Consider the following 16,160-nt stretch of genomic DNA (forward strand, 5'->3'; position numbering starts at 1 on the left):
GCCGTCATGCACGGTGGCGGTCCCCATCCGTAAAGAGTAAAATGCAAACGGGGAGGGGCCTCCATGCGCCATCTTTTCGCCGCTGCTGCACTTGCATTCGCGCTTGCATCCCAGAGTGAGGCGGAAGTCCTGATCGGCGTCGCTGGCCCGATGAGCGGTAAGCTCGCCTGGACCGGCACCCAGCTTAGGCGCGGTGCGGAGATGGCCGTTGCCAATATCAATGCCGCAGGCGGTGTGCTCGGCCAGCAGGTTCGGCTGATCGTGGCCGACGACTTCTGCGATCCTCGGCAGGCGCTTGCGGCCGCCGAGAAGCTGGTCGCAGACGGTGCAGTCTTCGTCATCGGGCATTACTGCTCCGGAGCCTCCATCCCTGCATCGAAGATCTATGCGGCCGCTGGCGTTCTGCAGATTTCGCCGTCCTCGACCAATCCGATGTTGACTGAGCAAGGGCACGCCAATGTCTTCCGCGTCTGCAGTCGCGACGATGCCCAGGGCCACAAGGCCGGCAACTATCTGGCCGACCACTGGGGCGACAGCAAGATTGCGATCCTTCACGACAACACGACCTATGGGAAGGGACTTGCCGACGAGACGAAGAAGCAACTCAACATGCGGGGCGTGACCGAAGCGGTTTATCAAAGCTACACGCCCGGAAAGGACGATTACTCGGTTGAGGTCGCCGCGTTGCAGACGGCACATATCGCGGTGCTTTATCTTGGGGGTTATCATACGGAAGCAGCCCTTATGGTCCGCGCCGCGCGCGACCGCGCCTACCCGGTCCAGCTTATCTCGGGCGACGACACCGCGACCGAGGCATTTGGCCTTATTGCCGGCCCTGCCGCCGAGGGGACGCTCTTCACCTTTGTCGCCGACCCGCGTCGAAATGCTGAGGCCGCGGAGGTCGTCGAGCGCTTTAGGGCTGAAAACTTCGAGCCGGATTCCTGGACGCTCCACAGCTACGGCGCTGCCGAGATCTGGGCTCAAGCGGTCACGAAGGCGAACTCGCTTGACCTTCAGGCGGTGATAGCGGCGCTGCGCGAAGACCAATTCGATACGGTGCTGGGCCGGATCGACTTTGATAAGAAGGGCGATCTCACAGTCCAAAGCTGGGTATGGTATGTTTGGAAAAGTGGCGAGTACGTGCCTGTTGAGTAACCCGCAGGTTTGCCTAATTGGAGCCGATCAAAGGGTAAAAAACATGTAGCAACTGAAGAAGCTACGGCGAGCTCGGTGCGTCCGAAGACACGACGGCGCTGTAGGCGCTGATCGCAGCAGCTCGCCTTATGAGAAGAGTTCCTTGCGGACCATGTTGGCCGCCTTCAGCCGGAAGCTAGGGGGTGCCGCGATGTTTGACCGTCTCGGCGTTCGTGGCAGATTGTTGTTCGCTTTCTTCGGCATCAGCGCCTTTGCGGTGCTTGCGACCGTAGGCGCCTTGTATGCCTTTCTTGAGCTCAGTCAGGTGCTCGAACGAGTAACGGAGCGCCGGGCCCCGTCCGCGCTCGCGTCCCTCGAACTCTCCCGCCATGCTGAACGTGTCGCCGCCACCGCGCCGGCTTTCCTGGCTTCGACCAGTAGGGCCCGGCACAGCGAGGTCTCGGCCGCGATAGGCAGCGAGATGGCGCGACTCGAAGAGCTATTAGCGGCTCTAAAGGGAGCGACACTGAGCTCGGGGGTGGTCAGCGAGATCGAAGACGCGGTGGTCGGGCTCAGGCGCAACTTGCATGCTCTCGACGAGCTCGTCACCGTCCGCCTTGCTGCCGTCGCACGCAAGGAGGAACTTCTGCGTCGCCTGTCGGCAACGACAAATGCTAGCCAGCGCCTCGTCGCGCCCGGTATTCTCGTTATGAATTCCAAAGTGCCGCGATGGCGGGCAGCCACAGCCGATGCAGTGACGACGCCAGAGGCAGAGGCCGCGGCCACAAGAGACCTGGCGCGAGCGATCGCCGCCTACATCCCACAGCAGACCGCGCAGCGGGAGATCGCGGCAATCAATGACACGCTTCTGCAGGCCGCTGTCGCGCCGACGCCAGGCGACCTGTCGCTGATTTCATTCCCCCTTCGGCGCTCGATCGAGACGCTCGAGTCGGTGACCCCCGAATTCGATGAGCAATTGCGCAAGCGTTTTCAGCAGCTCGTAGACCAGTTCGAGGCGCTGATCGACGGCCAGAGAAGCATCCCGAACGCGCGTAACGAAGAGCTCGCGGTTGTGGCAGAGGGCGAGAAGTTAGTGGTGGAGAACGATAAGCTGTCGCGGAAGCTCACTCTGGCCGTGGACCGCCTGGTGGCGGCGGCCAAAGGCGACATCGCCGAGGCGGGCTCGGAAGCCGCAACGGTTCGGCGCTATGGTACTGGGGTCGTGCTTGGCTCCGCCCTTCTGAGCCTCTTGAGTTCGGTCCTGATCGTCTGGCTCTATGTCGACCGCAATCTTCTTGCACGCCTTACTGGCCTAAGCCATAGCATGCTTGCCATCGCCGCTGGCGACCTTCGGGTGCCGTTACCGCAGACCCGTGGCGACGAGATCGGCCGTATGGCCAAGGCTCTTCGCGTATTCCGCGATACGGCGATCGAGGTCGAGGAGAAGAACCTGCGCACTGTGGCTGAAGCCCGCCAGCGCCTTATCGACGCGATTGAAAGCATATCGGAGGGCTTCGCCTTTTATGACAGCGAAGATCGGCTTCTCGTCTGCAACAGTCGATATCGCGACATTCTTTACCCGGGGATGGATGACACAGTCGTTTCCGGAACCCATTTCGAGGCGATCATCCGCGCGGCAGCGGAGCGTGGCTTGATAGAGGATGCGATCGGGCGGGAGCAAGAATGGCTCGCCGAGCGCCTCGAAGCACATCGCAATCCGACCGGAACACTCCTTCAGCAGCGCGGTCCAGATCGCTGGATCCAGATCAGCGAACGCCGGATTTCGGGCGGCGGCACCGTCGCGGTCTATTCCGACATCACGGAGCTCAAGCGCCGTGAGCAGGACCTCTCCGAAAAATCAGTTGCGCTCGAGGCGCTCTCCGCCAAGCTTGCCAAATACCTCGCGCCGCAGGTCTATAACTCGATCTTCAGCGGCAAACAGGACGTTAGGATCGAAAGCCGGAGGAAGAAGCTGACGATCTGTTTCTCCGACATTGCGGCATTCACGGAAACAACCGACAAGATGGAGTCCGAGGAACTGACCCAACTCCTCAATCAGTATCTGACGGAAATGTCGAAGATTGCTCTGTCCTTCGGGGCTACGATCGATAAGTACGTAGGCGACGCCATATTGATGTTCTTCGGCGACCCCGAAACACGCGGCATTAGGGAGGACGCGATCGCCTGTGTCTCGATGGCACTCGCCATGCAGGAGCGGATGGGCGAACTCGGCGAAACCTGGCGCAGCGTCGGCATAGAGATGCCACTGCGCTGCCGGATCGGCATTCATACTGACTACTGCACGGTCGGCAATTTCGGCAGCGAGGACCGGATGGACTATACGATCATCGGCGGCGCCGTAAACCTCGCCGCCCGACTTGAAGAGGAGGCCGCCCCCGGCTCAGTGCTCATCTCCTACGAGACCTTCGCGCAGGTAAAGGACCTGATCCACTGTGAGGAGACGGGACGTGTCCAGATCAGGGGAATAGCCTATCCGGTCGCGACTTATCGCGTCGTCGACTTCAAGGCCAATCTGACCAAGAGCTGCAATGCCATTCGAACCGAGCTGCCCCATCTAAGGCTCGAGGCGGAGCCGGAACTCATGTCGACCGGCGAGCGCGAAGTGGCGATAACCGCCCTTCGCGAAACACTCGACCGACTCCGTCGTTAGCCATAGTTGCCAGCGCAGAACGAACCAGATTCTCGCTAATCGCGTGCTTGTTCGCAGGACCAAAGGTACCTCCACCGGCGCTGGTGCGGAAGATTTAAGTGGCCCATGGTTCGGACCCGGTCAAGGCGAGGGATAAGCTCGGCCCTAACCGCGAACGAAGCCGTCGGCGAGCTGGAGAGCCGACGTCTGGCGGCTGCGCGGCTCAGGTTTGGTTGCGCCGACAAGCGCACCTTTGATGGCTCCATCGAAGCACGCGGTGCGGCTGGAACAGTCCGATCGGGCCCGGAAGGAAGCCTTCGCCACCCAAAACTGACCCAAACCGCCGCGTACTGTTGATCGTTGCAGGGCAGGGGACGACACAACTAAGATACCGCAGGCTGTAGAAGATTGCCGCTGGTGAGAGCCTTTACCGAGATCGAGTTCCGTTCGGAATAATCACTCTGCAGCTTCGACGAAGCGGTGGCGTTCGTAGAGGAACTTCAGCACCGACTCGCGACATGTCAGGTAAGTTCGATCGGAGGCGAGCTCAATGCGACGACGCGGACGCGCGAGCGGCACGTCGAGGATTTCACCGACTCGTGCAGAGGGTCCATTGGTCATCATGACGATGCGGTCCGAAAGCAGGACCGCTTCGTCGACGTCATGCGTGATCATCAGCACCGTATTGCCGAGCGTCGCGTGAATCTGCATGACCTGGTCCTGCAGATGCGCGCGGGTCAGGGCGTCGAGCGCCCCGAAGGGCTCGTCGAGAAGCAGCACCTTCGGTTCCATGGCAAGCGCCCGGGCGATGCCGACGCGCTGCTTCATGCCGCCGGAGACCTCTGAGGGGTGCTTCTCGGCGGCATGCGCCATCTGCACTAGCTCGAGGTTGCGCATCGTCCATTCATGGCGTTCCTGCTTGTTGCGGGTTCTCGAAAACACCTTGTCGACGGCCAGCCGGACGTTTTCGTAGACCGTGAGCCACGGCAGCAGCGAGTGGTTCTGGAAGACGACGGCGCGGTCCGGTCCAGGTTCGTCGACGACCTTGCCGTCGAGGAGGACGACGCCGGTCGTCGCCTGTGTCAGCCCACCGACGATGTTAAGCAGGGTCGACTTGCCGCAGCCAGAATGGCCGATGATCGAGATGAATTCACCCTTGTCGACTGTAAGTGAGACCTGTTTGAGAACCTCGGTGCGTGTTCCGCCGCGTTCGAAGCTCTTGTCCAGCAGTTCAAGTGAAAGATAGCTCTTGGTCATCGGGCTTCCCTCTCTAAGCGTTTGCAGTGCCGCGGGTGACGGCGCGGCCGACGAGTGCGATGAGGCGGTCGAGGAGAAAGCCGACAATGCCGACATAGATGAGCGCCACGATGATGTCGCTGATCAGCGACGAGTTCCACGCATCCCAGATGAAGAAGCCGATGCCGACGCCGCCGATCAGCATCTCGGCCGCCACGATCGCCAGCCAGGAGAGACCGATGCCGATCCTAAGACCGGTGAAGATGTAGGGGGCAGCGGCCGGCAGCATGATCTTGCCGAAATATTCGAAGCTGTTCAGTCGCAGCACCTTGGCGACGTTTTGGTAATCCTGCGGAATGTTGCGGATGCCGACCGCGGTGTTGATGATGATCGGCCAGATCGCCGTGATGAAGATGACGAAGATTGCCGAAGGGGTGCCATCCTGGAAGGCGGCGAGTGAAAGCGGCAGCCAGGCGAGCGGCGGCACGGTGCGAAGCACCTGGAAGATCGGATCGAGGCCGCGCATCGCGAGCGCGCTCTGGCCGACGAGCGTCCCAAGCGCGACGCCGACCGCCGCAGCCATCGCGTAGCCCAGCGCGACGCGCTGCAGGCTGGCGAACACGTGCCAGAACAGACCCTGATCGACACCCTGACCGATGTAGAAGGGATGTGCGATCAGTTCCCAGCTTTCCTCGAGGACACGCGACGGGGCCGGAAGGCTCGATTCAGGCGACGAGCAGATGAGCTGCCAGGCAAGGGTGAAGAACGTCAGTGTGACGAGCAGCGGCAAGAGGTTGGTGACCGTCTGGGTGACAAAGCGCGACAGACGGCCATCGATGCCGCGGCTCGCCGTCTGCCCGAGAGCGATGACCTGAGCGGCGGTCTGCGGAGTCGCCTGGGGTTTGAGCTTGAGATTGGTGACGGACATGCCGTTCTCCTAGGGGGGTTAATCGAAGGCGGCCGGGAAGGGACCCGGCTGCCGATGCGGCATCAGGCGATGCGGCTGATTGCCAGGCTCTTCAGGTACGTTTCGGGATTTGCGGGATCGAAGACCTTGCCGTCGAAGAAGGTCTCCGGCCCGCGCGAAGTGGAGGCGGGGATGTCGGAGATGCCGAGGTCCTTTGCCGCTTCGCGCCAGATGTCCTCACGGTTGACCTTGGCGATCAGCCCCTTGATGTCCGTATCCGATGCAAGCTTGCCCCAGCGGATATTCTCGGTGAGGAACCAGGCGTCATGGCTCTGGAACGGGTAGGACGCGTGTTCGCGCCAGAATTTCATGAAGTGGGGGCTGTTCTCCACGATCTTGCCGTTGCCGTAGTCGTATTCACCTTTCAGCCGATCGACGATGTCCTTTGGCGGCACGTTGAACCAGCTGCGCTTGCCGACGATCTTGGCGAGTTCGTCCTTGTTCGCCATATCGTCGCACCACTGCGCGGCTTCCTCGATGGCCATGACCAGCGCCTTGACGGCGCGCGGGTTCTTCTCGACCCAGTCGGCGCGCATGGCGAAGGACTTCTCCGGATGCTCCGCCCAGATCTCGGCGGTGTTGACAGCGGTGTAGCCGATCTTCTGGTTGACGAGTTGCTCGTTCCAGGGTTCGCCGACGCAGAAACAGTCCATGGTGCCGACCTTCATGTTGGCGACCATCTGCGGCGGCGGGACGACGATGGTCTCGACATCCTTGTCCGGGTCGATGCCGGCGGCGGCGAGCCAATAGCGGATCCAGAGGTCGTGTGTACCGCCCGGGAAGGTCATGGCGACCTTGGCGGCCTCGCCACCGGCCTTCTTCTTGGCGAAGGCATCTTTCAGCACCGAGGCGTCGATGCCGACCTTCAGATCGGCATAGGCTGCACCGACCGAGATCGCCTGCGCGTCGAGATTGAGGCGGGCGAGGATCGCCATCGGCAGTGGCTGGTTGTTCTGCGTCACCTTGCCAGTCGAGATGAGATAGGGCATCGGAGTCAGGATATGGGCGCCGTCGATACCGGCGCCGGCCGAGCCGAGCACCAGATTGTCGCGGGTCGTGCCCCAGGAGGCCTGCTTCACCACCTCGACCTCGGTCATGCCGTACTTGTCGAACAAACCCTTCTCTTTGGCGATGATCAGCGGGGCTGAATCGGTCAGCGCGATGAAGCCGAGGGTGGCCTTCGCGGTCTCGGGACCGGCGCCCTGGGCGAAGGCCCCGGAGGGCAAAAGCGTTCTCGCTGCGCCGACCATGGCGGCCGTCGCGGTGGTCTTCAGCACGCTGCGGCGGGTCAGGCCGCCGAACAAAGTCTTGGTCATGCGCACGTTCCCTCAATGTGGTGGCCGGTCGAAAGCCGACAAAAAAACGCCGCTTGGGCATTGCGCTCCTGGGTTGGGAAGGAAACCCATGGAGGCAAGGACCTTGCGACGTCGGTGTCTTTGGCAGGCGCTATCGGCGCCTGAGCTCGCTTCAATCGCCGTTGATCAAAGCAATGATAAAAAAGCAAGGCCCATGCCAGTTTTGGGCGGTCACGATATCCCTTTGAATCTAATAAGTAATGGGTGGTTCAGGCGCCTGCTCAAAAAAGCAACATTAGCAAATCACGATGACATGTTGTGCACTGCAGCACGAGTTAAGTCGTCATTCCGCGTAGAAAAGCGGCGGTGGCGTTGAAATGTCGTTGAGCGAGCCTGGGCCAGGGCGGCCATTGCCTGGGAAAACATGCTGATGTCGGTGTATCCCGTGAATGCTGTTTGCCTCGTTGCCGACTGCGCGGAAGGGTGACCCGTTCCAACCACGACGAGATCCAAGGTGACGCGGGAAAGACGAGGGGCCCGAAGGTCAGTTGGTCGAGCGGAACGCATAGCTAAAAGGCGTACTGATCTGAAACTGTGAAAAACCCCGCTCATGGCGGGGTGAGTTGCGCATCCAGTCGCCTTCGGCGGATGCGTGGCCAAGCGCCGCCACAACTTGCGGCTACACCAGCAGCGCGCCACCGGCGCGCGATTTTGTGCATTGCGCGGCCTCTATCGCCAGTAACTTCGGCCCTTTTCGCTTGACGATCGACCCATAGTATAACCGACCGCGAAGGCAATGGCGCCGACTGTGAGCGCCAATCCTGTTGCAGTGTATGGGTGATCTGCGGCCCCTACCACGACAGCGTTCGCTTCGCGGCCAACTGCGCCGCTGGCTGCCTTAGCTATCTTTCGGACACCCGTGGGCGGTTCGGTCGGCTTCCCGGTGAAGCCGGCGCTCAGTTCGTCGCTCGCCATGTTGTTTCTCCTGCCAGGGAAGGAGGAACCGACGACGGACGGGGAGGTTCCGGATATCACGCACCGACCCCCAACCCCCGGATTCTAGCAAGTCAAACTCAAGCGCAAGATCAATCTGACCACCGGCAGGAGCGGACTGATTCTCTATCTCGTCATCGAAGCCGGCAATCCGGCCGACAGCGAGCGGCTTTTGCCCTTACTGGAGCGCCACATCCTTCTATGGCGAGGCGCCGCGGCAGGCGGGCGCCGACGGCGGCTATGCGAGCCGTGAAAACATACCCCAGGCCAAGGCCTGGGGTATGCGCGATATGGCCTTCCTAAGAAGAGCGGCCGCCTCCGGATCAAAGATATGGTCAGGAGCCGCTGGGTGTATCGCAAGCTCAGAAACTTCCGGGCCGGCATCGTAGCCGGCATCTCCGGCCTGACGCGGACCTATGGCCTGGCCCACTGCACCTGGCGCGGGCTCCACCACTTCGAGACCTACGTCTCGTCCTCGGTGGTCGCCTACAATCTCGCCCTCTTCGCCCGTCTCAGGCCAACCTGACGATGCTGGCACAGGAAGCCAGCCCGCCGAAGACGAGGTTCATCGATGTCCTCGGACAAAACGGCCTTCCGCGAATGGATTTTTACGCTAGATTCGAGTCATAGTTTCGCAGGCGAGCTGTGGCTGGCGCGGATCGGACGGATATAAAGCTAAAGATTGTTAGTTTGGCGCGAAATGCGTGAAATCGAGTTATACCTTGATTTTCTTACAAATCAGCACACCATGATGGATGTATGGCTTCGTAAGCGCCCCCCAGCGGGCGCGTACGAGGTAGAGAGCGAAGGCATAACTTAATGGCACTGAGAAGCGCAAATATTTTGTTCAAGGATGAAACCGCCGGCACGTTGGTCGAAACGGCCAACGGCGGAACGCGCTTCGCCTATCATTCAGACTGGAATGAAGGCAATATCGCGTGCTGCTTCCCCTCCACGCAACGCGAACATGAATGGAAGGTCGGCCTGCATCCGTTTTTCCAGCACCTCGGCCCGGAAGGATGGTTACGCGAACAACAGGCACGTTCGGCACATATCGTCGAAGAAGACGACCTTGGGCTGCTCCTTCGTTACGGTGCAGACTGTATCGGGGCCGTCAGCATCCGGCCGCCGGACGATGCCGCACAGCTCCCGGAAATCACCGAAGCCACCGTCAGTCCCGGACGCACGGTTTCAGGTGTGCAGAAGAAACTGCTTGTCACCAAGGACGATGAAAACAGGTTTGTTCCCGCGAGTGCGACGGGATCAGCGCTCTATATCGCTAAATTCAATTCCGACCGAATAGACAACCTCGTTCGAAATGAACTCCTGAGCCTGCGGTGGACCGCCGCCGTCCTTGGCGAAAGGGAAGTGACCGGGTTCACGGCCTCGCTCACCGCGGTTGTTGACGAAACGGCGCTCATTGTTGCCCGCTTCGACCGGAGACCGAACGGCGAGAAACTGCGCCTCGAAGACTGTGCGCAGATCCTCAGCAAGCCCAAGGGACAGGACTACGCAGGCAAGTATGATGCGGCCTACGAGGATATTGCCGCGATCATTCGTCAGCACTCATCGCGCGCGCCAATCGACCTGTTGCGGTTTTTCAATCGCCTGATTGTCTTCACCCTGATCGGGAATTGCGATGCCCACCTGAAAAACTTCTCCCTTCTGGAAACGCCGACGGGCTTACGGCTATCCCCCGCCTACGATGTGGTGAACACCGCATTTTATGACGGGTTCGACCAAACATTGGCGCTGTCAATCGGCGGTGAGAAAATCCATCTGGAAGCGGCCAACCAGGCAATTTTCCGCGCCTTCGGCAAGGAGATCGGCCTGCCGGACAGGGCCATCGACCAGACATTCAAACAGCTAAAGCGGCAGGTGGAGAAGGCTGCATCCATTATCCGTCCGCCCGACGCGGAGCCGGCGGATGGCTTCGTGCATAGATTCAAGGAGATCGTGGACAACTCATGCCTGAGAATACTGGAAACATAGCTCCGCTTGCGTGGCAACGGTACGTGGAAGAAACCTTGCGCCGTCGCAAGGCGGAAGGTCTTACACAAAAACATCATTCGGCTTTGGCGGGTGTCAGCCATCCGACAATGGCTGCGTTCGAGCGTGGTGAAACGACCCTGACACTGGCGAAAGCCCTCGACATCCTGCGCGTCGTTGGTTTGGTGGATGAGCCTACCGAGGGGGACACGCAAGCCCGGTTCGTGCGCGATGCATTTGAGCGTTGGCGTAATCTGGTTGCTCCGCTCCCCCAAGATTCGCCTGCGCGGTTTCCGAATGGCTGGTATCGGTTCGACTACTGGCTTGAGGGCGATCTCAAGATGTCGGAGCTGACCGCCTTTGAACGCATTCTTGAAAAGGCCGTAGTTCGGAAAACGGGCTGGCCGCCGTTCTGGCTTCCGACACGCGAGGCTATTCAGCCGCGTGAAGTTGATGGACTGATTGAATGTTGGCTTGCTCCGCAAGGCGAGGAAGTCGAGCGCGGGTTCAATGATCCTGCGCATTGCGATTTCTGGCGTGCGGCCCCTTCGGGGCGCATGTTCCTGATCCGCGGTTATCAGGAAGATGGTGCGGAGACGTTCCCCGCCGGAACGATCCTCGACACGACGCTTCCCCTATGGCGGATGGGTGAGGTTCTGTTGCACGCGGAAAAGCTTGCGTCGCTCCTTCGCAAAGATGCCGAAACAGCCGTGACGGTTCATTTCCGCGTCATGTTCACGGGCCTGCGCGGTCGCGTGTTGCGCTCCTGGGCTAACCCGCTGAGTGATCTGCTTGTCGAAGGTCATGCGGCACGAAGCGATGAAGCCGTGCTGGAGGCAAACTTTTCTGCCAACGATATCGAGAGCCGATTGGCCGAATGCATGCTCCCGTTGTTGACGTCGCTCTATGAGAGGTTTGGCGTGGCAGGGCTTTCGCTCAACCGCGTCGAGGCGGAAGTGCAACGCTTGTTGAATAGCCCCATCAGCAAAGAACGTCGTCCGCGCCGCTAGCGGTGACCGCAAACCGCTTGGGATGGCGCAAAGACCGCAATCTGCGGACTCGGCCACGACAGCATGATTCAAGCGGAGAGCTATTTAATCTGGTACGCAAGGCGGCGTTGCACAAACGCCGGCTTTGAACCCTCAAGAATCTTCACGATAGCGTCATTGATACGCGGATTTTCGATAGACCCGGATTCATAAGTAAACTTGTAGCCAGCCGCTTTGTCCAAAGTCACGTAAAGTACCTGCTCGGCAACCGCCCCAACCGCCAGGTTAGGATTGTGCGTGTCCAAAATCACTTGCCCCCTCTTCCTGGCCTAGCGAATGCAGTTCGCCAGCACAGTATATATGCTGTCGTTGTCAAGATTATCTTGTTGCCGGATCGGCCTGATTTTCCAGATCAACGATTTCGATATTGAGTTCGCGAAGCCGGACCTTGAGGGCGCTGATATCGCTCTTGCTGTGAACGGTTTTAAGCTCTTCAAGCGCCGCGAAGGTTGACTTCCCCATACGATCAGATTCCTCGGCTATCGAGGTTATGCTGTTTTTGGTTGATAAAGGCCATGTCGACAGGAACTGGCAGGATCCAAATCGACTTCCCGCGACGAAACCAGTCAGTTTTGCGGCGCGCACGCCGGATCGCGCTCAGCCGAGTGTCTCGAAACGCAGTCTGTCACGGCGATCTTCTGCTTGCCATCCGACTGTCCCATCGCCGCGCCGACGTGGTTGGCGTAGTTGCCCCTGGTATGCGGATCGATGGCGGCGACCGGAGCAGCGAGGATCAGGCCGGCAGCGCTGCCGGCTGCTGCGGCGGCTCCCGTCGTGCCCGCAATGAGATGGTCTCCGAGACCCATCCGGCTGTCGGTCAGTGGCTGACCTTCGGAGATGCGAGCCCCAATGAGCCGGACGACTTCCGGGGACTCGGCGAACTTGCCGTGATGCATGCCGTCGCCTGCCTTGATCTTGGTAAGATCGATGACGGTGATCTCGTTGTTCGCCAATTCCTGCTTGTAGGGATCGGCCTCGGGGTCAATCGAACCGAGCCGGGGAATGTCGCCCCAGACCCTGCGCGAGAAGGCAAGAGCCCGGTCGTCACGGGATACGAACAGGGTGAACCGGGGGTGCTGGCTGCCCATGTCCTCGATTTGCGAGCGGAAGACGTCGACATCGACATCCGGAGCCGCAAGCATCACGTTCTTGAATTTGGCGGGCAGGCCGTCATTGCGGATCGCCATCTGGCGGAGAGCCTCGAGCGTGAGCCAGTTCCCCATCGAATGCGCGAGGATCGACACCTCCTTCACCTCTTTATCGGCGGCGATGTACTGGAAGAGCGATTCCAGCGCATTGCGGGTGTAATTGGTGCTTTCTCGGTCATAGCCATAGGCAAGCAGGCTGCCCCGCGACGGCCATGTCACCAGGACAGGGGCGCTGTGGACGCCGGAATCATGGACGATCTGGGCGAAGCGGTAGACGGAGTCCTCGAAGCGGTTGTTGAAGCCGTGAATGAACACGAGCACACTGCGGTCAGGGCTCTTCCTGACCGTGGCATTGAGCCAGGTCTTGGCTCCATCCCTGGTCAGGTCGTCCGCCTTCAACGTCGCGAAATCAGTGGCCGGATTGGACGGAAGTTTTTTCGGCCAGGCAACCTCGCCGACCTTCCGGACAGGCGGGATCGAGACCGTTATGTTCGCGAAGGCTGCCGCGCGTGCCCGCTCGCCCGTGAACATCTCCCCGGGCACTTTTGAACGGCCACGGGTGGTAGTGATCAGCATGTCAACCCGGCTCGTTGCAGGCATGCTGTCGGCGACCGGCGTCAGCACGCCTTTGGGATGCCCGCCGCATCCCGCAACGACGAGCATTCCGCAGACCACGATGCTTTGCAGAGGCCGGAAGAGTCCGGAGTGAATCGTGCGGCGATTTTGACCGGTCACTTGTTTCCCCATGTTAAGAGTGAGTCCCGCGAGATGCGGTATGCCGTCGATCAGCCGCCCCCGGCCCACACACAGAACTAGCCGAAGACAGAGCGGCGCGCCCGTAGCATCAGGGAGGTTACGGATCGGAAACGCGAGCAAGGACACGCATATCTCTAGCGCGACTTCGCATCGGCTGCTTCCGCTGCCGCAATCGATGCCTCCACGCCGTCCGGTATCGAAAATCCCGCCTTTCGAAGTCCCGAGACCAGACGGAGCTGGTCCTTTGCCTGGAGATTTCTCATCATGAACTCGGCCTGGAGGTTTGGAACGAAATCCGGGCGCCTCCGCATGAACGTCTCGCCCGCTCGCCGGGCCTCATGCAGCATCCCGGCCTCCGCATAGATGACCGAGGCCACGGCGTGGAAGAGCGGGAATTTCTGCAGGTCGGCCTGTCTAATCCCGGCGACCGCAGCCGGATGGTCTCCAAGCATGTGGGCAGCGAGGGCGCGGGTCCCGTGGTAGTATCCCGCTCCACCTGGATTGAGCGCAATCGCACGGTCCAGAAGTGCGGCGCCTCGCTGCCATTGGCCGCCCATGGCCACTCGAGTTCCGAGCTCTCCCATGAGCTCGGTGTCGTTCGGGTTCATGGCGAGCGCCTGCTCTCCGGTGCGCATCGCCTCGGCATACTGCCCGTTGAAGAACAATGCGGTCATAAGCGCCTGAAGACCGCGAGTGTTGCCTGGATCAAGCTGGACGGCCCTGCGCGCCGCCTGAAGCGCCCGTTCCATGGCCGTCGGAGCGCCGGACTTCGGATTGAATTTGAACCGCTCCTCGTCGAGATGGGCAATCGACAGCATCGCCCACGCCGTCGCATAGCCTGGATAGCGGGCGACAGCGCTTTCGAGGCATGCACTGACCTTGGCGTGGCGTTCGACGCTCAATTCGGCGCGGTAATCGTAGAAACTCAGTGTGCACCTGTAAGCGCCAAGGTCGTCCGGAGGCGGATTGGCGGCATCGGCTTGGGCAATAATGCCATACGGCTGCGCGACGGCCGTCGCGACCTTGCTCGCTACATCGGACTGGATTGCGAAGAGATCGCGTGACTGCAGATCGTTGTCATAGTCCTCCGACCACAGGATCGCTCCGTCGGAGGCATCGACGAGCCGCGCGGTCACTCGGATGCGGCTGTCAGAGACCCGCACGCCGCCCGCGAGCAGATAGCGCGCACCCAGCTCATCCCGGACCTGCGATACGTCCACGTCCGGCGGTAGCGATTTCGACGTCTCGCGACCGAATACCTTGATCTCCTTGAATCGAGGAAGTGCGGTCAGGAGCTCTTCCGTCACACCATCCGTATAGAGTTCTGCATTCGGCCCTTCTCCAAGATTCGCGAAGGGCGCGATCACTAGCGTTGGGCCATCGGGCACCGAAACACTGCCCGCTCGGAGAGAGGAAACCGACCCCGGCCGATCAATCGTCCAGTAGCCCAGGATCGCGGCGGCCGCGACTGCCACGACGCCTACGGTCAACAACACCCGGCCCCGCCGTCTCGCAGAGACGATGGGGCCGGACGCATCCGGAACCGCCGTCCTGTCCGATTCGGCACGCACGGCTTCGTTCCAGCTAAACGTCGGCCCATACCCCCCCTTGGGAACCTCTATCCGCAACGGATCGTTCTGCCCCGCCACCAGGTAGTAGCGCTCGAGCGCCCGCCGCAGACGTGCCGCCTCGATACGCACGACCGGATCGTCCTGCGTGAAGCTCTTATCCCGCTTGAAGACCTCAATGGCGATCGAGTAGCCCTTGATCCGCTCGGCGCGGCCGGCGAGCGTCTCCTCGATGATATAGCGCAGGAGCGCGTCTCCTCGCCCGCCACCGTGAAATTCCTTGCTCGATACTATCCGCTCGAACTGGGCCCGAAGATCATCCGGACCCGGAGGCGGGCGCGCGGTAACGGGCGAGGCATCGCTGGGTCCTGGTGCCTGAGCCTGCATCGTCGGCATCGAACTTTCCGCCGCATTAGCGTCTTCCGGCGAGCCTCGCTCCGAGAAGGTGGGGAGATAACCGCCCTTGGGAATGCCGATGACAATAGGATCGGATTTCCCAGCCGTTAGGTAATAGCGCTCGAGAGATCGGCGGAGGTGGCTCGCAGCGATGCGCACGATCGGATCGTTCTGCGGATCGAACGTGCTGTCCCGGCCAAACACTTCGACGGCGACGGTATACGCCTTTATCCGGCTGCCGCGCCCGGCGAGGGTCTCCTCGACGACATACTGCAGAAAGCGGTGCTCGCGGCCAGTCGCGTCGAACTCGGCGCTCTGCCGGATGCGGGCGAGCTGGGCGAGACACCTGGAGTCCGTGGACTGCGGTTTCTCCGCTTCCGATGCTGCAGCGTGAATCACGGCACCCCCCGTACGTGAAAGAGAAGACGCCGGCCTTCCCGCCAGCCGGAGGACGCATCCAGTAGCGCAAGCTATACATCAAGTGTGTGAAACGCAACTGCGACAACCGGTGATAGATCATCTTAGTGCGACGGTGACCGCAAGATGGGGAAGCACTGCGCGATCGCCTCCCGGTAGCCGGCGGGCAACAGTTTACCACGTAAGTTACAGCAGTTCTCCTGCGCACATACCGAAACTCCGCATAGGCTGCCTGCTTATGGGAGCGGCGATGACTAAGATCAACGACCTGACGGGCAGGGAGCAGGCATTTTCAGCGGCGGCGCGCCGCTTCCCACAGGCCGAATTCACGATCCGCCGTCTGATGAGAATGAGCGAGGATTTCTACGACTTGTGCGGTGAGCTCGCGGAGGCCGAGGACGCGCTGGCCCGGGTTCCGCAATCCGCCAGGCAACCTGAAGAGCGGCAGAGCGAGTGGCAGGAGCTTATCGATTGCCTCGCCAACGAAATCGGCCAGGCGCTTGCAGAGCACGGAGGGTGGAAGCCGGGTCCGGTGAGCCCCGGGTGAAGCGATCGTCCGATA

Annotated in this window: 12 protein-coding genes and 2 pseudogenes; 6 read left to right on the forward strand and 8 right to left on the reverse strand. The window is 60.9% G+C overall.

From position 1 onward, the window contains the following. Positions 1-63 precede the first annotated feature (63 nt). Both PZL22_RS29485 and PZL22_RS29490 read left to right on the forward strand, forming a co-directional pair. Positions 64-1,155 (forward strand): branched-chain amino acid ABC transporter substrate-binding protein, encoded by a 1,092-nt coding sequence (locus PZL22_RS29485; RefSeq protein WP_015445411.1) that lies wholly within the window; start codon positions 64-66, stop codon positions 1,153-1,155. 190 nt (positions 1,156-1,345) lie between these two features. Further along, the gene (locus PZL22_RS29490; protein WP_127700894.1) at positions 1,346-3,805 is read left to right on the forward strand and encodes an adenylate/guanylate cyclase domain-containing protein; all 2,460 of its coding nucleotides are present in this window, start codon (positions 1,346-1,348) and stop codon (positions 3,803-3,805) included. A 435-nt stretch (positions 3,806-4,240) separates the two neighbouring features. Here PZL22_RS29490 and PZL22_RS29495 read toward each other — a convergent pair whose 3' ends face one another. The 4 genes from PZL22_RS29495 to PZL22_RS29510 all read right to left on the reverse strand — a co-directional run bounded on the left by PZL22_RS29495 (position 4,241) and on the right by PZL22_RS29510 (position 8,257). After that, positions 4,241-5,041, reverse strand: coding sequence for an ABC transporter ATP-binding protein (locus PZL22_RS29495; protein ID WP_010967299.1), 801 nt, complete (start codon positions 5,039-5,041; stop codon positions 4,241-4,243). Positions 5,042-5,054: 13 nt separating this feature from the next. Beyond that, the gene (ntrB, locus tag PZL22_RS29500) at positions 5,055-5,948 is read right to left on the reverse strand and encodes a nitrate ABC transporter permease (protein WP_010967300.1); all 894 of its coding nucleotides are present in this window, start codon (positions 5,946-5,948) and stop codon (positions 5,055-5,057) included. A gap of 62 nt (positions 5,949-6,010) precedes the next feature. Further along, complete coding sequence (locus PZL22_RS29505; protein WP_010967301.1) at positions 6,011-7,303, reverse strand: CmpA/NrtA family ABC transporter substrate-binding protein; 1,293 nt, start codon at positions 7,301-7,303, stop codon at positions 6,011-6,013. Positions 7,304-8,011: 708 nt separating this feature from the next. Beyond that, complete coding sequence (locus tag PZL22_RS29510) at positions 8,012-8,257, reverse strand: hypothetical protein (protein WP_041169960.1); 246 nt, start codon at positions 8,255-8,257, stop codon at positions 8,012-8,014. Positions 8,258-8,363: 106 nt separating this feature from the next. On the opposite strand from PZL22_RS29510, the pseudogene PZL22_RS29515 reads away from it, so the two are divergent. The 3 genes and pseudogenes from PZL22_RS29515 to PZL22_RS29525 form a co-directional block, all read left to right on the forward strand. After that, positions 8,364-8,801, forward strand: a pseudogene (locus PZL22_RS29515) (transposase); the annotation flags it as partial. A gap of 293 nt (positions 8,802-9,094) precedes the next feature. Beyond that, the gene (locus PZL22_RS29520) at positions 9,095-10,267 is read left to right on the forward strand and encodes a type II toxin-antitoxin system HipA family toxin (RefSeq protein ID WP_127700892.1); all 1,173 of its coding nucleotides are present in this window, start codon (positions 9,095-9,097) and stop codon (positions 10,265-10,267) included. Positions 10,268-10,290: 23 nt separating this feature from the next. Beyond that, positions 10,291-11,274 (forward strand): helix-turn-helix domain-containing protein, encoded by a 984-nt coding sequence (locus PZL22_RS29525; RefSeq protein ID WP_164823095.1) that lies wholly within the window; start codon positions 10,291-10,293, stop codon positions 11,272-11,274. An 80-nt stretch (positions 11,275-11,354) separates the two neighbouring features. Here PZL22_RS29525 and PZL22_RS29530 read toward each other — a convergent pair. The 4 genes and pseudogenes from PZL22_RS29530 to PZL22_RS29545 form a co-directional block, all read right to left on the reverse strand. Then, positions 11,355-11,639, reverse strand: a pseudogene (locus PZL22_RS29530) (hypothetical protein); the annotation flags it as partial. Beyond that, on the reverse strand, positions 11,632-11,898 hold the full coding sequence (locus PZL22_RS29535) for a hypothetical protein (protein WP_127700890.1): 267 nt from the start codon (positions 11,896-11,898) through the stop codon (positions 11,632-11,634). The gene PZL22_RS29535 and the pseudogene PZL22_RS29530, both read right to left, overlap by 8 nt. Next, complete coding sequence (locus PZL22_RS29540) at positions 11,880-13,343, reverse strand: alpha/beta hydrolase (protein WP_164843025.1); 1,464 nt, start codon at positions 13,341-13,343, stop codon at positions 11,880-11,882. Before PZL22_RS29540 ends, PZL22_RS29535 begins: the two co-directional genes overlap by 19 nt. Before the next feature lie 8 nt (positions 13,344-13,351). Beyond that, positions 13,352-15,580 (reverse strand): tetratricopeptide repeat protein, encoded by a 2,229-nt coding sequence (locus PZL22_RS29545; protein ID WP_127700886.1) that lies wholly within the window; start codon positions 15,578-15,580, stop codon positions 13,352-13,354. A 256-nt stretch (positions 15,581-15,836) separates the two neighbouring features. Here PZL22_RS29545 and PZL22_RS29550 point away from each other — a divergent pair, with 256 nt between their 5' ends. Further along, complete coding sequence (locus tag PZL22_RS29550; RefSeq protein WP_040120828.1) at positions 15,837-16,145, forward strand: hypothetical protein; 309 nt, start codon at positions 15,837-15,839, stop codon at positions 16,143-16,145. The last annotated feature ends 15 nt before the right edge of the window (positions 16,146-16,160 follow it).

Source organism: Ensifer meliloti, from assembly GCF_030064585.1.
Lineage (GTDB): Bacteria > Pseudomonadota > Alphaproteobacteria > Rhizobiales > Rhizobiaceae > Sinorhizobium > Sinorhizobium meliloti.